Below are 17,517 nucleotides of genomic sequence, written 5' to 3'. Positions count from 1 at the left end.
TTTTTGTCGCTTGATGGGTGTATCGGCTGCAAAGCTTGCGATAAGACGGGACTCGATCCCAAGGACATAAATTGCCGCCCATGACCATTTCCAATTCCGTGCCGATCACTCCGGAACTCGTTGCCGCGCACGGGCTGAAGCCCGACGAATATCAGCGCATCCTCGATCTGGTCGGGCGCGAGCCGAGCTTTACCGAGCTCGGCATCTTTTCGGCGATGTGGAACGAGCACTGCTCGTATAAATCCTCGAAAAAGTGGCTGCGCACGCTGCCCACCACCGGGCCGCAGGTCATCCAGGGTCCGGGCGAGAATGCCGGCGTGGTCGATATCGGCGACGGCGACTGCGTCGTCTTCAAGATGGAGAGCCACAACCACCCCTCCTTCATCGAGCCCTATCAGGGTGCGGCGACCGGCGTCGGCGGCATCCTGCGCGATGTCTTCACCATGGGCGCGCGGCCGATCGCGGCAATGAACGCGCTGCGCTTCGGCGCGCCGAACCATCCCAAGACCAGGCACCTGGTTGCCGGCGTCGTTGCCGGCGTCGGCGGCTACGGCAATTCCTTCGGCGTGCCGACGGTCGGCGGCGAAGTCAATTTCGACGCGCGCTACAATGGCAACATCCTGGTCAACGCCTTTGCGGCGGGGCTGGCCACGACCGATGCGATCTTCCTGTCGGAAGCCAAGGGCGTCGGTCTGCCGGTCGTCTATCTCGGCGCCAAGACCGGCCGCGACGGTGTCGGCGGCGCCACCATGGCCTCGGCCGAATTCGACGACAGGATCGACGAGAAGCGGCCCACCGTTCAGGTCGGCGACCCGTTCACCGAAAAATGCCTGCTCGAAGCCTGCCTCGAACTGATGGCGTCCGGTGCCGTCATCGCCATCCAGGACATGGGTGCTGCCGGCCTCACCTGCTCGGCGGTCGAGATGGGCGCCAAGGGCGACCTCGGCATCGAGCTCGACCTCGACAAGGTGCCGGTGCGCGAGGAGCGCATGAGCGCCTATGAGATGATGCTGTCGGAGAGCCAGGAGCGCATGCTGATGGTGCTGCGCCCCGAAAAGGAAAAGCAAGCCGAGGCGATCTTCCACAAATGGGGCCTCGACTTCGCCATCGTCGGCAAGACAACCGACGATCTGCGCTTTCGCGTGCTGCACCAGGGCGACGAAGTCGCCAATCTGCCGATCAAGGACCTTGGCGACCAGGCGCCGGAATATGACCGTCCCTGGACCGAGCCGAAGAAGCCGGCGCCGCTGGCGGCCGGCGATGCACCGCAAGCGGATGTCGCCGAGGCGCTGCTGAAACTGCTTGGCGGGCCCGACCTGTCCTCGCGCCGCTGGGTATGGGAACAATACGACACGCTGATCCAGGGCAATTCGCTGCAGCTTCCGGGTGGCGATGCCGGCGTGGTGCGCGTCGAGGGCCATCCGACCAAGGCGCTCGCCTTCTCCTCCGACGTGACGCCGCGCTATTGCGAGGCCGACCCTTACGAGGGCGGCAAGCAGGCGGTGGCCGAATGCTGGCGCAATCTTACCGCCACCGGCGCCCTGCCGCTCGCGGCCACCGACAACCTCAATTTCGGTAATCCGGAACGACCCGAGATCATGGGCCAGTTGGTCGGCGCCGTGAAAGGCATCGGCGACGCCTGTCGCGCGCTCGGCTTTCCGATCGTCTCCGGCAATGTCTCGCTCTACAACGAAACCAACGGGCAAGGCATCTTGCCGACGCCGACCATCGGCGGCGTCGGACTGATCGCCGACTGGTCCCAGATGGCGCGGATCGGCTTTGCCGCCGAGGGCCAGATGATCCTGCTGGTCGGCGCGCCATCGATGTGGGGAACGCATCTCGCCCAGTCGGCCTATATGCGCGACATTCATGGCCGCACCGACGGCCCGCCGCCGCCGGTCGACCTCGACCATGAAAAGCGCGTCGGCGACCATGTACGCACTCTGATCGCCTCCGGCGTCGTCACATCGGCGCATGACGTTTCCGATGGCGGCATTGCCGTTGCGCTGGCCGAGATGGCGATGGCCTCCGGCATCGGCGCGACCGTCCCCGGCCTGGTCGGGACCGACCCGATCCCGGTCTGGTTCGGCGAGGATCAGGGCCGCTACCTCTTGACGCTGTCGATCGATCCGCAAAGCGAGGAATGGGACGCCATTCGCGAACAGCAGAGCAAGCTCGGCATCTTCGCGCCGTGGATCGGCTCGACCGGCGGCAGCGACCTGAAACTCGGCGAGGCGCGGGCGATCCCTGTCGGCGAATTGACCGCCGCCCACGAATCCTGGTTTCCTCGCTTTATGGCAAATGAGGTCGTGGACCCCTGATTTGATCGAACGGGGTCGTTGCGGTGTGGTTCATCCGCCGTTTCGATCATATCTATGAGATCTGAACAAGGAATCCTCGCATGGCAATGGACGCGCACGACATCGAACGGTTGATCAAGGAAGGCATTCCGGACGCCAAGGTGACGATTCGCGACCTGGCCGGCGACGGCGACCATTATGCGGCCGAAGTGGTGGCCGAAAGCTTTCGCGGCAAAAGCCGCGTCCAGCAGCACCAGATGGTTTACGACGCGCTGAAGGGCAATATGGGCGGCGTGCTGCACGCGCTCGCACTGCAGACCAGCGTGCCGGAATAAGCTTTTTTAGGGCTTTGCTGGCTTGGGAAGATAGCCGTCCGATGCTCTTGGCCCAGGCCATCCTTTGCGCCATTTGCGTGACGAGGGCGGCAAACGTCTTGTTTCAGGCAACCTATGGGTTTATTTGAAAGGGAATGTTTCGAGCCCGACTCCCGCGGGCATGAAAGGATTTTCTATGAGCGGTATCAACGACTACATCGACAGCGAAGTGAAGGCCAACGACGTCGTTCTCTTCATGAAGGGCACGCCCGGTTTCCCGCAATGCGGATTTTCCGGTCAGGTCGTGCAGATCCTCGACTATATCGGGGCCGACTACAAGGGCGTCGACGTGCTGACCTCGGCCGAGCTGCGGCAAGGTATCAAGGAATACTCCAACTGGCCGACGATCCCTCAGCTCTACGTCAAGGGTGAGTTCGTCGGCGGTTGCGACATCGTCCGCGAGATGTTCCAGGCAGGCGAACTGCAGACGTTCCTCGTCGAAAAGGGCGTCAGCGTCAAAGGCGCCGCCTGACGGACATTTAGGGCACTTCGCCAAGCTGATTATCTCCCCGGTATCGGGGCACAAGACGAATGAATGCGCCGGTGCGCCGGCGCTTTTTCGTTTGAAGATCGGACTTTGCCGTGGATCAGCATGCAGAAGCGCAGCAACAGGCGGAAACCTTGCCTATTCCGCGCTGGGAATTCATCGCGCTGTGCGCGGCGTTGATGGCGCTCAACTCGCTGGCCATCGACATCATGCTGCCGGCGCTGCAGCAGATCGGCGCCTCGCTGCGCGTGGAAAATGAAAACCACCGCCAATATGTGATTGCCGCGTACATTCTCGGCTTTGGCGGCGGACAGCTCTTCTTCGGGCCGATCTCGGACCGCTTCGGACGCCGCGCTCCGCTCGTCGTCGGACTGGTCATCTATGTCGCCGCGGCGATTGCGGCGGCGATCGCCCCGACATTCGCTACGCTTATCCTGTGCCGGGTGGTGCAAGGCATCGGCGCCGCGGCCACACGCGTCATCGCCGTCTCGATCGTGCGCGACACGTTCGATGGCCGGCGCATGGCTGAGGTGATGTCGCTGATCTTCATGGTGTTCATGGCCATTCCGGTGGTGGCGCCAGGCATCGGCCAGTTCATCATGCTGTTTGCCTCCTGGCACTGGATCTTCATCACCATGGCGGCCGGGGCGCTGATCGTGTCGGCGTGGGCGCTGCTGCGGCTGCCGGAAACGCTGCATCCCGAATATCGCCGGCCGCTTACGGCATCATCCGTCCTTGGCGGTTTCCGCATCGTGCTGACCAATCGCATCGCGCTATGCTATGCCTTCGCCAGCACTTTTGCCTTCGGTGCGATGTTCGGCTTCATCAACTCGGCGCAGCAGATCTATGTCGACGTCTTCGGCGTCGGCGAGATGTTCCCGCTGATTTTCGCAGGGATCGCCGGCGTGCTCTCCTTTTCGAGCTATCTGAATTCGCGCCTTGTCGGCCGCATCGGCATGCGCCGCCTGTCGCAAAGCGCGCTGCTCTTGTTTCTGGCCATCAGCCTCGCCTGGCTGGTCGTTTCCATCCAGATGAAGATGCCGCTCTGGCTTTTCATCACCTTCTTTGCCTGCACGATGGTCCCGTTCGGCGCACTCGGCGCGAATTTCAACGCGCTCGCCATGGAGCCGCTCGGCCAGTTGGCCGGGACAGCGTCGTCCATTCTGGGCTTCATGCAGACCTTCCTCGGCGGCGTGCTCGGCACGCTGATCGGCCAAGCCTTCAACGGCACGGTGACGCCCTTGGCCGCCGGATTCTGCAGCGTTTCGCTTGGCGCATTGGTGATGGTGCTGATCGCCGAGCGCGGCAAATTCTTCCAGCCGCAGAACCCGCCGGTTTAAGGCCGAACGCTTTTCAGGATTCATCCCCGCTCGCTGCGGTGAAGCGAGGGAACAGCAAACGCCCTGCGATCGCCCCACCCATCCTGTCCGAAACCGGCAGTGGCAGAGCCTTGTCGAGGGCCTCGAGGACGGAAGCGACGAAAGCCCGGTTGAGGCTGCCATCATCCCCCAGACGGGAGTAGGTGGCGCGAGGCTTGCCGATAAGTGTGCCGTTTCGGCGAATTGAGAACTGCAGCGTCAGGGTCATGCCCGCGGTTCCGGGCGGCGGCTCCCAACAGGCGACGATCGCGGAGAACATCTCGTTTATGGTGTCGACGGGTTCGGGACTGCGACAGCCGCGCTCCCGCGATGTTGCCGCGTTAGGCCCGGCAACCAGGGCAAGGGTAAGGGCGACAATTGCGGACCGAGGTTTCATCTCGGGTCTCCGGTTTCGCGCGGATAAATGTAATCGAAATTTTCGACTAAAGCTTCCATCGAGTATCAGCGCTGCGGATGGATCCTTTCAGACGTCGGCGCTTTAGTGACGCACCATGCCGGCGTCGACATTCAGCGTCTGGCCGGTGATCCAGCGTGCGTCATCCGAGGCCAGGAACGACACCACATCGGCGATATGTTCCGGCTGCCCTTTGCCTTTCATAGCCTGCAGCATCTCGACGAAGCCGAACGCCTCGTTGTGCGGGCTCGCCTTGACCCCATCGCTCTCGATCAGGCCCGGCGTCACCGCGTTGGCGGTGATGTTGTATTTGCCGAGTTCTGTGGCGAGCGCCCTGGTGAAGCCGACGACGCCGCCCTTGGCCGCGACATAGGCCGCCATGTTCGGCGTGCCGGCAAAGAAGCTGTTGGAGGCGATGCTGATCACCCGGCCGGCCTTGCCGGCGGCACGCATCTGGTCCGTTGCCGCGCGGCTGACGATGAAGGTTCCGGTCAGATTGACGTCGATGATCTTGCGCCAATGGTCGAGGTCGACATCGTCCCAGGCGACGAAGGGCACGATGCTGGCGTTGTTGACCAGGATATCGATGCCACCGGTCAGTGCCTGGATCTCGGCGAACAGCGCCTTGACGGATGCCGGATCGGAAATGTCGGCGGCGATCGCCTTCGCTTTTGCGCCGATCGCCGCCACCGCCGCTTCGGCGCCTTCCGCATTGATGTCGCTGACGATGACGGTCGCGCCATCGGCGGCCAAGCGCGCGGCGATCGCCTTGCCGATGCCTTGTGCGGCCCCGGTAACCAGGGCGGTCTTTCCCGCAAGCCGTTCAGTCATTTCCGTGCTCCATGTGATCTGTGACTTCATCTCAGGCGTCGGCGTCGATAACGGCGAGCGCCGCGTCGATGCCTTTGCCGACCGCGAGCTTTTCGCCCAAAGCACTCATCGCGCCGCCAAGTGCCGTCAGCGCCGCGATCGCATAGATCGGCTGGGCGGTCGGGCCCATATGGCCGATGCGCGTCAACTTGCCCAATGTCTCGCCCCGGCCCGACGAGAACACCACGCCGTAACGGGCGCGCGCAGCCTGGCGAAGCGCCTCCTCGTCGATGCCTTCGGGCGTCCGGACGGCAGTCGTGGTCGGCGATGCGATGATGTCGCTGGCCGCCCAGATCGACAGACCCAGCGCGGCGACGCCGGCGCGCATGGCCTTGGCGGTGAGCGCGTGGCGCGCCCACACCGCCGCCGGTCCCTCATTGAGGTAGAGGTCGAGCGCGACGTCGAGCCCGTTCATCTCCGCGACGGACGGCGTGAACGGAAACGGCTTGTCCTTCGACCACGCATGCTCCCAATCGACGATGCTGAGCATCGACGCGCGCGGCGCCAGTGGATTGGCCTTCATTTTCGCCCAGGCCCGCTCGCTGACGCCCATCATCGTCAGCCCGGGAGGCGCGCCGAGGCATTTGTTCGGGCCGGTGACATAAATGTCGGCCTTGCAGTCCTCCGGATGCGTTTTCATGCCGCCGAAGGACGAAACGGCGTCGATGATCAGATAGGCGCCATGCGCCGAAACCAGCGCGCCGATGGCATCGATCGGGTTGATGGTGCCCGACGGCGTGTCGTGATGGCAGACGGAAACGATGCTGATTTCCGGATGCGCTTCCAGCATTGCCGCAACCGCCTGCGGGTCGATCGCCTCGTTATAGGGCACCTCGATTTCGAGCAGATGCGGCGAATAGCGCTTTGCCCAATAGCCAAAACCCTTGCCGTAGACTCCCGAGGCAAGGTTGAGCACGACGTCGTCTGGCGTGATCAGGGAGGCTGCCGCGGCCTCCAGGCCAAGGACCGGCTCGCCATGCAGAATGACCGGCTTGTTGGACAGCCGCATCGCCTTCTGCGCCTTGTCGACCACAGCCTCGTAAAAGAGCTGGAACGCCGGGTCGTAATCGTAGAGCACGGTGCGGCCGAGGCCGCGCAGCACATCGGGATAGGCGTTCACCGGCCCGGCGGTGAGCGTGATGACCGGTTCGGCGTGTTCGAGATAGCGCATGGTCTTTGTCTCTTCGTTGGCGGCGGTCAGCCGTAGAATTGCGTGCCGGTCCGATAGGTCTTGAAGTTTTCCATGTCGTGCGAATACATCAGCTCGGCCCCATAATCCTCGGCGAGCTTCTTCACCTTGCGCATCGAGTTGACACCCGCCACCGGGTCGATGTGGAAGGCCGCCTGGCACAGCGTTTCAAGGCTCTTCTGCGTGTAGGCCGCATCGATGGTGAACATGATCGGCTTGCGCTTGGGAAATTCGACCAGCAAGCTGTAATGGCCGATAGAATGGCCGGGCGTCGAGATCAATTTGACCCCCCTGGCAAGCTCGACATCGCCGTCGATGCCCTCGAAGGTCGAGTTGGCCCGCGTCGTGCCCTCCAGCAATTGCGCGGTCGCGCCACGCGCTTCGGCAGCCTCCGCCGAAAAGCTCAGATCCGAATAGCCAAGGTGCTCGAAAGGCTGAGGATTGCAGGCCTGCGGCACCTCGGTGCGATGACAGATCTTGTTGGCATGCGGAAAATACTTGTTGCCGCCGCAATGGTCGAAGTGGAAATGCGAGTTGACGACGACGTCGATATCCTTCGGCTCGAGGCCGAGCAGCGCCAGGGCGCCGGGAATGGTCTGGTGCTTTTCCTGGATCGGCTTTTCGAAAGGCAGCACCTTCATGACGTGGTCGTAGTCGTAGCCGGTGTCGATGAGAAACCGGCCCTCGGCATGCTCGATCAGGATCGAATAGACGGGAAAGCGCACTTCGCCGCCGGGGCCGCGATTCCAGAACACGTGATAGCCGTCGAGAACGAGCGAGCCACCATCGAGCAGGTAGACCTTGGTATCCGACATTTTGTTCTCTCCTCTGTTGGCGCGGGTCCCGTCCGCGCCTGAACCGGATCAGCGCACGCCGCGCTCGTATGGAATGCCGAGCGCTGCCGGCAGGCTGGCCCGCCGGCCGAACAGAACCAGCATGATCATCACCGCCAGGAACGGCAGCATCTGGATGACGTCGGTTGGTATGTTGATGCCGGCCACCTGCATGGCTGTCGTCAGCGACAGGCACACGCCGAACAACAAGGCACCGAACAGCACCCAGACCGGGCGACCACGCGCCAGCATGGCCAGCACGATTCCGAGAAAGCCCGCGCCATTGGTGATGAAGGGAATGAACAGGCCGGCGCCGACATTGGCGAGAAAGGCGCCGCCAAGCCCTGCCAGCGCTCCAGTCGTCAGCACGGCGATGGTGCGGGTTCGTGCGACGTCGATGCCGGCGACGTCAAGCGCGGCCGGCTTGTCGCCCGCCGCCTGCAGGTTCAGGCCGAGCTGCGTGCGCCGATAGATGTAGCCCATGGCGAAAACCAGTGCTACCGCCAGGTAGACGATCAGATGCTGCCTGAACAACGCCGGCCCGATCACCGGAATGCCCGACAGCAACGGAATGACGGTCACATCCACCGCTGGCAGGCGGGGATAGCTGCGCGAAAACTGGAAATGGTGGAGCAGCGCCGTCAGGCCTTCAAGTCCCAATGTCAGCGCTATGCCGATGACGATCTGGTTCAAGCCGATGCGCACGCAAAGCAGCGCCATGACCAGCGCCACGGCGATACCGCCGCCGGCGCCGGTGAGAAAGCCCAGCCACAGCGATCCGGAATAGAAGGCGCCGACGAAGCCGAGATAGGCGCCGGCCAGCATCATGCCTTCGATGCCGATGTTGAGCACGCCGGCCCTTTCGGACATCTGTTCGCCGAGGCCAGCCAGCAGCAGCGGGATCGCCGCGGTGACGGCGCCAAACAAAAGCGCGCTGAGAAAGACTTCGCTGAACAGCCCGGTCATAACTTCAGGCCCTCCGCGACTGATTGTAGCGGTGATCGATGTATTCGGCGAGCGCGAGCACGATCAGCACGATGGAGACCAGCACCAGCGTGAAATGATTGGGCACGCCGAGGCGGCGGGCCGCGCTCTCGCCGCCAATCGACAGCACCGAAAGCAGGAACACGAAACCGATGGCGGCAAAACCGTTCATGCGGGCGAGGAACACGACGGGAATGACCGCCAGCCCATAAGCGGGGTTCCAGTCGGCGCGGACGTTACCCTGGACGCCGAGGATATCGACAGCGCCGGCAAGTCCGGCCAGCCCGGCCGAAATGGCGAAGACGGCAATGGTGAGCTTCGGCACGCCGAGCCCCGCATGGATGGCCGCGCGTGGGTTGGCCCCGACGATCCTCAGCTTAAGGCCGAAGGCCGTGCGCGTCATCACCAGATGTACGGTGATGATCGCCGCCAGTCCCAGAAGCAGGCCGCTGGTGATGGTCGTGTCGAGCAGACGCGGCAGCCGGTCCTCGACCGGCAAGGTGCGGGTCTGCGGCACGGTCGTGCCCGGATCGCGAAACACCAGCTTGACCAGCACATTGGCAAGCGAGGTGCCCAGGAACGTCATCATCAGCGTGGTGATGATCTCGTTGACGCCCTGATAGGCCCGCAAAAGGGCCGGCACCAGCGACCAGAGCATCGCAACCGCCATGGCGATGACAAACGAGCAAATCAGCGCCAGCCAGGCAGGCATGACTTCCACGAAGAGCGGCGCGCTGGCGGCGGCCGTTACCGCGCCGAGCAGGAACTGGCCATCGCCGCCGAGATTCCACATGCCGGCGCGAAAGGCCACGATCAGGCCAGCGGCAAGAAACAGCAGCGGCGCCATGCGCGTCAGCGTCTGCTGGATGCCGAGCGGCGACAAAAGCCCTCTCTCGAGCACAAAGCCATAATAGGCAAGCGGGTCGACGCCGACGGCAAGCAGGATGCAGCCGGCGATGATAAGCGCGGCCAGTATAGGGCCGATGGTCATCAGCAGCCGATGCTGGATATCGCGGCGCGTGACCACAGCAGCCGTGGCATCGAGTGCGGTTGCGCCGGCGGCTGGGACGGTGTCGATGCTCATGCGGCAAGTCCGATCATCAAGCGACCGATCTTGGAGCGGGCATCGCCGACATTCTCGACCGTGCCGACCAGCGAGCCGTTCGAGATGACGGCGATGCGGTCGCACATGCTGAGCAACTCCTCCAGGTCGGTGGAGATGAGCAGCACGGCAAGGCCGCGTGCCGCCGTATCGCGGATTCGCTGGCGCGAAGCCAATGTGTTGGCGAGATCGAGCCCATAGGTCGGCTTGTTGAAGATCACCACTTTTGCGCCTTCGGCGAGTTCGCGCGCCAGCAGCACCTTCTGGATATTGCCGCCGGAGAGCCGGGCGACCGGCGTTTTCAGGCTGGGCGTGCGCACGTCGTATTCGCGGACGAGCTGAGCGGCGCGCTTGTCGATTTCAGCGCGCTGCTCGACGCCGTTGCGCCAGAAGGGAGCGGCGCCCACCTGCTTGAGGAAGAAGTTGATCGAGACCGGAAAAGTCCCGACCGTGCCCTCGCCGAGCCGGTCGTCGGTCAGGTAGCGAAGGCCTCGCTCACGGCGTTCTCCGACGCTCAGCGCCTCGATGGGCGCGCCCTGCAGCCGCACCGAACCGCTCACCGTCGCCCGCTGGCCAGCCAGCGCTTCCGCCAGTTGCTTCTGGCCATTGCCGTCGATACCAGCGATGCCCAGCAGCTCGCCTGGACGGATGTCGAACGAAATCGATAACAGGCCCGGCGCGTCGTCTGTCGATGCGACCGCGAGTTCATGGACCTGAAGCAGCGGAGCCGCTCCGGCGTGAATGGTGCGAACCGGACGCTCGGACGCTTCCGGGTCGTCTTTCTGCTTGCCGAACATCAATTCGACGATCTCCGAAACGATCGCCTGCTCGCCTAGCGCGCGAAACCGCTCGGGAGGAATTTCGCCGACCTTGCGGCCGAGTTTCAGCACCGAGATTCGATCGCCGAAAGCCGCCGCCTCCTTGAGCTTATGGGTGATGAAGACGATCGCCAGCCCCTGCTCGACAAGGCGGCGCATCAGCGCGCCCAGTTCATCGATGCCCTTCGGCGTCAGCATCGAGGTCGACTCGTCGAGGATCAGAAGCCGGCTGTTGCGCACCATCGCGCGCAGGATCTCGACCTGCTGCTGTTCGCCGAGCGAGAGTTCCGAAACCTTGGCATGCAGCTTGACCGTGATACCGAGCGCCCTGGTGATTTCGGCGACGCGCACTTCCAGCTCCTCGGTCTTGGGCCGCTGCCACCACGGGCCGCCGAGCAACAGGTTTTGCGCGACCGTCAGCGTCGGCACCAGCATCACGTGCTGGAATACGGTTCCGATGCCGAGCGCCAGCGCATGGCGCGGCGAGGTGATCGCGATAGGCTCGCCGTCGACCAGTATGCGGCCCTCGTCCGGCTGCTGCAGGCCGGACAGCATGCCGATCAAGGTGGATTTTCCGGCGCCGTTTTCACCGAGCAGCACATGCACTTCACCCGGACGGATCGCCAGATCGACGCTGTCGTTGGCGACGACGCCGGGAAACCGCTTGGTCACGCCTTCAAGCGCGACGATGTCGCGCTTGTCGACCGACAATGAGGTCGCACTACTCATGAAGCCAAGGCCTTGAAAACATGAAATCGGTCCGGCGGGGTGAATTGTCACCCCTCCGGAAGTCTGCATTGAAGCGCCTTACTGGGCGACGCTGGTCATCAGCGCCCTGACTGCTGCTGCATCATAGACCGGATCGACCTTGGTCTTGCCGGAAATGATGTCCTCGCGCAGCGTCTGGATCTCCGCCCATACATTGTCCGGGATCGCAGCGGTTTTCAGAAGCTTGACCGAATCGTCCTTGAGGCCGATCGAGTAGCTCTTGGTGCCGAACGTGTCGGCCTTGAGGTCGGCGATCATCGCCGCATAGACCGGCTCGATGTTCCAAACCACCGACGACAGCAGGAAGCCTTTGTCGATCGGCGTCTTGTCGCCGATGACGTCGATGAAATAGACCTTGCCGCCATCGCCGGCCTTGGTCGTCTCGACCGCCTGCAGCATGCCGAAGCTCGAGCCGTTGCCCTGGCCGAAGATGATGTCGGCGCCCGATGCGATCACGCTTTCGGTAACGCGCTTGCCGCCGGCCGCATCGCTGTAGGCGGCGGGTCCGATCACCGCATAGGTGACCTTGACGTCCGGGTTCTCGGCCTTCACACCTTGCGCGAACGCCGCCGACTGCGAGTTCCACGACGGAGGCTCGCCGGACACGACGATGCCGACCGACTTGGAACGCGACATCTTGGCGGCGAGACGGCCGGCAAGGTACGCGCCTTCGTGACCGCTCAGCGTGTAGTCTGCGACGAGCCCAGCCTCCAGGCCGGTCGGCGTGTCGACGATCGCCACTGGCACCTTGGTTTCCTTGGCGATTTCGGGAGCCGCGGTGTTGTACCCGCTGGCATGGGCAATCAACAGGCTGGCGCCGTCGGCCGCCAGTTCGCGCAATGTCGGGCGCACGTCGCCATAGCCGAGCCCCTGCGCCGTCACTATCTCGACACCGGCAGCTTTGGCCGCTGCCTTGGCAGCGTCGATGCCTTGCTGGTTCCAGCCATAATCGGTGCCTTCTTCCGGCGTCAGGATGGCAATGGACTTGACTTCGGCGGCAAGTGCATTACCCAGCAAGAGGCCGCTTAATATAACAGCGCTTACGCTACCCTTCAGGAACTTAGACATGTTACCCTCTCTGTTCGGTTGACCCAAGATATTCTTATTGTTATTGCGCAAAAGCGAGGTAGACTGCCTGAACAATTCCACACGGAGTTCAGGCAAGGTGGTTGTGCGATACATTCTTCCGATAATTCTGGCGTTCACATCGTTCGCCAACGCGGTTGAATTGCGGCACATCACTGTGCGAACCGGCACCGAAGGGCTCGATCCGGTGCCGCTGACGATCTCGAATGCGGGGCGTGAGGCGCTTTCCTGCAATGCAGACTTCGCCCACTGGTATTCGGCCACGATCGCCACCGCGGCGCCTGGCAAGAGCGCCCGTGTCGAGCTGTGGTTCGATCCAGAAACCGGGACATTTGCGATCCTCAACGACAAGCGCGAAAACCTGCCCGTCGAGCGGCTGTGGTGCGGCCTCGCCAGACAGGCATACGCCACGCGCGTGCAAATCGTGCTCGACCGGACCAGTGGAAGAAAGGGGCAAATGGCCGTGACCTGCAGCAGAGCGGACGACAGGCTGGTCTGCCGGTAGACGCTCGCTTTTTGCCAGGTCAGACACCGCCCCCGACCTTCACTCTGCCGCCAGGAATTTGTCGGTGAAGACGTCGTCGGCCGACAGGGCCGTTTTGAGCACGCCCTGATCCGTCAGCGTCTTCAAGGTCTCTTCCCATTGGGTCTTCGTCATCCAGCCGAGGCCGTGTTCCTTCGTCGCCGGGCTGTTGAACGTCGAAGCTATGTCGGCCTTGAGCTGGGCCAGCAGCACATCCTTCTTCTCCGCATAGCCAGGAACGGCCTTGGCAGTGATTTCGGCAGCTTCTTCCGGATGGGCCGCGACATAGTCGAAAGCCTCCCTGTAGGCCTTCACGAAGCGGCGCACGACATCGGCATTGTCCTTGATCATCGCTTCCGAGGTGAACAGTCCCGAGCCATAGGCCTTCCAGCCGTGATCCGCGCCGAGCATGATGCTCAGCGACCCTGGGCCGCCAGCCTTGGCTTCAAGTTCTGGCACTTCGGCGTCGAGATAACCGACGACCGTCTGGACCCGTCCGAGCAGCAGGTAGCTTTCGTACGGCGGCGAGACGCTGTTGAGCGTCATGTCCTTCTCGCTCATGCCGTTGGCAGCCAGGAAGCCCCTGAAGAAAATGTAGGTGGAGCCCGCCGGGTGGATGCCGATGGTCAGGCCTTTGAGGTCTGAAGGCTTGGTCAGCTTGAGCGTCTTGGCGAGCGAAATAATGCCCAGCGGCGACTGCTGGTTGACCGCCGCGAGCGCCACGACGGGAACATTCTGCGACCTTGCCACGGCAAGCGTGGGAAGATCGCCGAAGCCGAATTCAGCGTTGCCGTTACCCACCAGCCGCATGGCGTCAGGCGAGCCGGACCCTTTGCGGACCTCGCTCACATCGATGTCGTTCTTGGCGAAGAAGCCTTTTTCCATGCCGACAAAGAACATGGCGTGATTGCCGCGCACCACCCAGTCGAGCTGGACGTTGACCGTGTCCGCCGCCAGCGCCGCGTTCGAGAAGCCAAGCGCGCCGACAAACGCCGCAAAGGTGGCTGCCTTGATAAGAGAGCGTCTCAGCATTGTCTGTTCCCTTTTTTGGTTGTTCGAAAGATCCTAGGCCTGGCTGAATTTCGGCGCCCACGGCACCACGACACGTTCAAGAATTTCGGCTGCGTAGTAGAAGGCGATGCCGAGCACTGAAACCAGCAGCAGCGCCGCGAAAACAAGGGCCGTGTCGAGTTGGGTCGACGCGAATTGGATGACGTAGCCGAGCCCGTCCGAGGCTCCGGCAAATTCGCCGACGATGGCGCCGATCACGCTCAGGGTCGCGGCTATCTTGGTCCCGGCCATCAGGCTTGGAAGCGAGTGGGGGACACGGATCCTGAACAGGATCTGGGTCGGGCTGGCGCCGACCGAATTCATCAGCGACAGAAGCGAACGGTCGACCGATTGCATGCCGGCCAGCATCGACAGCGTCACCGGGAAGAAGGCGATGACCAGAATCAGACCGATTTTGGGAGCGAGCCCATAACCGAACCAGAGGATGAAGATCGGCGCCAGCGCGACCTTCGGCACATTCTGGAACAGCACGACGAGCGGGTAGAGCGCGCGGCCCAGCCAATCGAAGCGCACGATGACGAGAGCAAGCGCAATGCCGACTATGACCGAGACAAGAAAGCCAAACAGGATTTCGCCTGCCGTGACCACCGTCGCCTGCATGAGAGTGCCCCACTGCGCGACCAGCGATTTCGCAATCTCGGATGGGGCAGGAACGATAAAGGAAGATATCGAGAATATCCGCACCGCGGCTTCCCACACCACGATCGTCACCAGCAGAAGGATAGCCGCCGGAAGCCAGCTGCTCGTTGCCGCGTCCCAGCCGGAAACCGGTTGCGGCGATGAGAGATTCATGAGGGGTTGCCTGCTCACGTCGCGCCTCCCGGCTGGTGACTGGAGCGCAGCATCGTTCGAAGCTGAAGCACCAGCCTGACGAATTCGGGGACTTCGGTCACGGAAGCGTCGCGCGGATAAGGCAGCGGAATGTCCAGGCTCTGGGTAATGCGTCCCGGTTTGATTCCCAGAACATGGACCTGGCGCGACAACTGAATGGCTTCGTCGATCGAATGCGTCACGAAGACGATCGTCTTGCCGGTCCGCTGCCAGATCTCCAGCAGCGACTGGCCCATCGAGTCGCGGGTGATCGCGTCAAGGGCGCCAAACGGCTCGTCCATCAGCAAGACCGCCGGATCGAGCGCCAAAGCCCGGGCGATGGCAACCCGCTGCCGCATGCCGCCAGACAGTTCGTTTGGGCGCTTGTGGGCGGCATCGCCAAGTCCCACCAGATCCAGCATTTCCTGTCCACGTGCCCGCAGCGCCGAGCGCGACATCGATTTGTCGGCGATGCCGAGCAGCATCGAGGCATTGTCGACGGCGTTTTTCCACGGCAGCAGATTGGCATCCTGAAATACCAGACCGATCATCCGCTTGCGCGCCGCTTCGCCTGGCGAAACGCCGGCAACCGAGACACTGCCGCTGCTCGGATTTACCAACCCAGCCAGCACTTTGAGCAGCGTACTCTTGCCGCAACCCGAAGGGCCGATCAGGGAAACGAACGAGCCTTGCGGAACTGCAAGGTCTATATCCCTGAGGATCAGCTGCCGGTTGCGATCCGTGCCCATGACCACCGAAACGCCTTTGGCGGAAATGAGGTCGTCGTGGCGGATGTGGGTCGGTCGGCCGCCGGCGGGTCGAATGGTTTCAACCTGCATGGTCGATCACCCCATGCATTGTGATTGGCCGCAGCAGCGCTGTCTTGATGGCACAGTCCGCATGAACGGCCAACCGGGTGAAGTCCCCGGCATAGCCAGCCTCATGCCTAACTCGTGCCATCGGCTACTCCCGGCCCTCGAGGATGCGGCGCACCGCCACCAGCTTGCGCGCCCGTTCGCCTTGCAGCGCCCTTATCTGCTCGGGCGTATAGGAGAACATGCCTTCGCCCGACTTGATGCCGAACTTCGATGCACCGGTCTTCTCCAGCACCATCGGCGCCACATCATCCCGATTGGAGAGATCGGCGTTCAGGAACGAAGAGACGGATTTGTAGATATCGAGGCCGGCCATATCGAGCAGTGCCATTGGCCCGATGACGGCGATCTTGTAGCCGATGCCCCAGGATACGCAGGTGTCGAGATCCTCCGGTTCGATGACGCCGCGCTCGACCAGATCCACCGCTTCACGCAGCAGTGCGTAAAGCACGCGATTTTCGACGAAGCCGGGAACGTCTTTCTTCACGACCACCGGCAACAGCCCGACCGAGCGGATCAGGTCGCGTATCGTCGCCACCGTTTCCGGCGCGGTCTTCTCGTCGCCGATCACCTCGATCATTGGGATGATGTGCGGCGGGTTCGACCAGTGCATGCCGACCATCCTGTCGGGGTGCGAGATATGGGCCTGCAGCTTGGTGATCGGAATACCCGACGTGTCCGAGGCGACGATCACCGAAGAGCCGATCAGCGGGTCGATGGCGCGATAGGTTTCGGCCTTGGTGTCGATATTCTCAGGCACATTCTCGATGACCAGTTCCGCCCCATCGACGGCCTCGGCGATGGTGCGGACGAAGCGCACCGTGCCGGCGCCCGTTGCCGGCACGTTGATGTCGAGACGGTCCAGAACCCCGCCGGCGATGTCGAGCGTGCCGCGGGCGCGTTCGACCGCGACATCGGAAACATCGTACGCCGCCACGGCGAGCCCGCCGCGCGAAAGCCGCGCGGCGATGCCCGGACCCATCGTTCCCAGTCCGATGAGAGCGGCGCGCTTGATCATCATGCGGCCTTTGCGGGAGCCGCAGCGGTTGCCGCCTTGAAGGCTGGACGAGCGGCGATTGCGGCGACCCAGCGCTCGAGATTGGGCAGCGACGGCCGGTCGATCTTGAAGTCGATGCAACGTTTCAGGATCGGTGCGCAGGCGATGTCGGCAATGGTCAGCTTTCCCAGCGCCAGGAATTCCTTGCCGGCCAGATGCCCGTCGATGATCTTGAGCTGCGCCACCAGGTCCTTGACCTGTTCCTTGTATTCGGCGGTCTGTTCCTCTGGCGTCAGCTTGGCGCCCTTGAAGGCAGCCATATAGCCGGGATTGACCGCCGCCAGCAGAAAATCCATCCAGCGCTCGACCTCGGTCTTTTCCGCAGGGGTGGCGCCATTCAGCCGCTCACCGCCGGATGTCGCGAGATAGCGCAGGATGGTGTTGGACTCCCAGATCACGGTGTCGCCGTCGACCAGCGTCGGGACTTTCGACGTCGGATTAAGCGCCTTGTATTCGGCCGTCTGGGTGTTTTCGAACTGGCGGCCGTAATCTTCGCGCTTGTATGGCGCGCCAAGCTCTTCGAGCATGAAGAGCACCTTTTGAACGTTGCCCGATGTCTGGCGGCCTAAGAGCTTGTACATATCATCTCCTCGATTG

General features: G+C 62.9%; 18 protein-coding genes. 5 read left to right on the top strand and 13 right to left on the bottom strand.

The window, feature by feature from the left end:
- Positions 1 to 80 precede the first annotated feature (80 nt).
- From purL to AC0L28_RS29490, 4 genes are all read left to right on the top strand, one after another.
- Complete coding sequence (gene purL / locus AC0L28_RS29505; RefSeq protein WP_473481735.1) at positions 81 to 2,321, top strand: phosphoribosylformylglycinamidine synthase subunit PurL; 2,241 nt, start codon at positions 81 to 83, stop codon at positions 2,319 to 2,321.
- 80 nt (positions 2,322 to 2,401) lie between these two features.
- The gene (locus tag AC0L28_RS29500; protein WP_023798252.1) at positions 2,402 to 2,635 is read left to right on the top strand and encodes a BolA/IbaG family iron-sulfur metabolism protein; all 234 of its coding nucleotides are present in this window, start codon (positions 2,402 to 2,404) and stop codon (positions 2,633 to 2,635) included.
- A gap of 175 nt (positions 2,636 to 2,810) precedes the next feature.
- Complete coding sequence (gene grxD / locus AC0L28_RS29495; protein WP_023798253.1) at positions 2,811 to 3,146, top strand: Grx4 family monothiol glutaredoxin; 336 nt, start codon at positions 2,811 to 2,813, stop codon at positions 3,144 to 3,146.
- 110 nt (positions 3,147 to 3,256) lie between these two features.
- Positions 3,257 to 4,501 (top strand): multidrug effflux MFS transporter, encoded by a 1,245-nt coding sequence (locus AC0L28_RS29490; RefSeq protein ID WP_473481733.1) that lies wholly within the window; start codon positions 3,257 to 3,259, stop codon positions 4,499 to 4,501.
- Between the two features lie 13 nt (positions 4,502 to 4,514).
- Here the strand turns inward: AC0L28_RS29490 and AC0L28_RS29485 are convergent, their stop codons facing one another.
- From AC0L28_RS29485 to AC0L28_RS29450, 8 genes are all read right to left on the bottom strand, one after another.
- Positions 4,515 to 4,748 (bottom strand): hypothetical protein, encoded by a 234-nt coding sequence (locus AC0L28_RS29485; protein ID WP_244529057.1) that lies wholly within the window; start codon positions 4,746 to 4,748, stop codon positions 4,515 to 4,517.
- 270 nt (positions 4,749 to 5,018) lie between these two features.
- Complete coding sequence (gene pldH / locus AC0L28_RS29480) at positions 5,019 to 5,765, bottom strand: pyridoxal 4-dehydrogenase, SDR-type (RefSeq protein WP_473481731.1); 747 nt, start codon at positions 5,763 to 5,765, stop codon at positions 5,019 to 5,021.
- A gap of 31 nt (positions 5,766 to 5,796) precedes the next feature.
- On the bottom strand, positions 5,797 to 6,975 hold the full coding sequence (ppaT, locus tag AC0L28_RS29475) for a pyridoxamine--pyruvate transaminase (protein ID WP_473481729.1): 1,179 nt from the start codon (positions 6,973 to 6,975) through the stop codon (positions 5,797 to 5,799).
- Between the two features lie 26 nt (positions 6,976 to 7,001).
- Positions 7,002 to 7,808 carry a 4-pyridoxolactonase gene (gene pldA / locus AC0L28_RS29470; protein WP_473481728.1) on the bottom strand — a complete coding sequence of 269 codons (807 nt, stop codon included), beginning with the start codon at positions 7,806 to 7,808 and terminating at the stop codon, positions 7,002 to 7,004.
- 48 nt (positions 7,809 to 7,856) lie between these two features.
- Entirely contained in the window at positions 7,857 to 8,792 is a 936-nt protein-coding gene (locus AC0L28_RS29465) for a putative B6 ABC transporter permease subunit 1 (protein ID WP_023798259.1), read from the bottom strand.
- 4 nt (positions 8,793 to 8,796) lie between these two features.
- Positions 8,797 to 9,894, bottom strand: coding sequence for a putative B6 ABC transporter permease subunit 2 (locus AC0L28_RS29460; RefSeq protein WP_473481726.1), 1,098 nt, complete (start codon positions 9,892 to 9,894; stop codon positions 8,797 to 8,799).
- A complete protein-coding gene (locus AC0L28_RS29455) occupies positions 9,891 to 11,459 on the bottom strand; it encodes a putative B6 ABC transporter ATP-binding protein (protein WP_473481724.1) in 1,569 nt (522 codons plus the stop codon). Before AC0L28_RS29455 ends, AC0L28_RS29460 begins: the two co-directional genes overlap by 4 nt.
- A 78-nt stretch (positions 11,460 to 11,537) precedes the next feature.
- Complete coding sequence (locus AC0L28_RS29450) at positions 11,538 to 12,566, bottom strand: putative B6 ABC transporter substrate-binding protein (RefSeq protein ID WP_287193466.1); 1,029 nt, start codon at positions 12,564 to 12,566, stop codon at positions 11,538 to 11,540.
- A 103-nt stretch (positions 12,567 to 12,669) separates the two neighbouring features.
- On the opposite strand from AC0L28_RS29450, the gene AC0L28_RS29445 reads away from it, so the two are divergent.
- On the top strand, positions 12,670 to 13,089 hold the full coding sequence (locus AC0L28_RS29445; RefSeq protein ID WP_373420402.1) for a hypothetical protein: 420 nt from the start codon (positions 12,670 to 12,672) through the stop codon (positions 13,087 to 13,089).
- A 39-nt stretch (positions 13,090 to 13,128) separates the two neighbouring features.
- Here AC0L28_RS29445 and AC0L28_RS29440 read toward each other — a convergent pair whose 3' ends face one another.
- The 5 genes from AC0L28_RS29440 to AC0L28_RS29420 all read right to left on the bottom strand — a co-directional run bounded on the left by AC0L28_RS29440 (position 13,129) and on the right by AC0L28_RS29420 (position 17,501).
- Positions 13,129 to 14,139 carry an ABC transporter substrate-binding protein gene (locus AC0L28_RS29440; RefSeq protein ID WP_023798264.1) on the bottom strand — a complete coding sequence of 337 codons (1,011 nt, stop codon included), beginning with the start codon at positions 14,137 to 14,139 and terminating at the stop codon, positions 13,129 to 13,131.
- A 33-nt stretch (positions 14,140 to 14,172) separates the two neighbouring features.
- On the bottom strand, positions 14,173 to 14,988 hold the full coding sequence (locus AC0L28_RS29435) for an ABC transporter permease (protein ID WP_128168454.1): 816 nt from the start codon (positions 14,986 to 14,988) through the stop codon (positions 14,173 to 14,175).
- A complete protein-coding gene (locus AC0L28_RS29430) occupies positions 14,985 to 15,827 on the bottom strand; it encodes an ABC transporter ATP-binding protein (protein ID WP_023798266.1) in 843 nt (280 codons plus the stop codon). The genes AC0L28_RS29435 and AC0L28_RS29430 overlap by 4 nt, the downstream gene beginning before the upstream one ends.
- 124 nt (positions 15,828 to 15,951) lie before the next feature.
- Entirely contained in the window at positions 15,952 to 16,881 is a 930-nt protein-coding gene (gene fhmpcd1, locus AC0L28_RS29425; RefSeq protein WP_473481796.1) for a 5-formyl-3-hydroxy-2-methylpyridine 4-carboxylate 5-dehydrogenase, read from the bottom strand.
- Positions 16,881 to 17,501: a glutathione S-transferase family protein gene (locus AC0L28_RS29420; protein WP_473481722.1), complete on the bottom strand. Its 621-nt coding sequence runs from the start codon at positions 17,499 to 17,501 to the stop codon at positions 16,881 to 16,883. The genes fhmpcd1 and AC0L28_RS29420 overlap by 1 nt, the downstream gene beginning before the upstream one ends.
- Between the last annotated feature and the right edge of the window lie 16 nt (positions 17,502 to 17,517).

The sequence above is a fragment of the Mesorhizobium sp. WSM4847 genome (assembly GCF_055811335.1).
The sequence above is the reverse complement of the archived record's forward strand: the minus strand, read 5'-3'. Positions and strand labels throughout refer to the sequence as shown.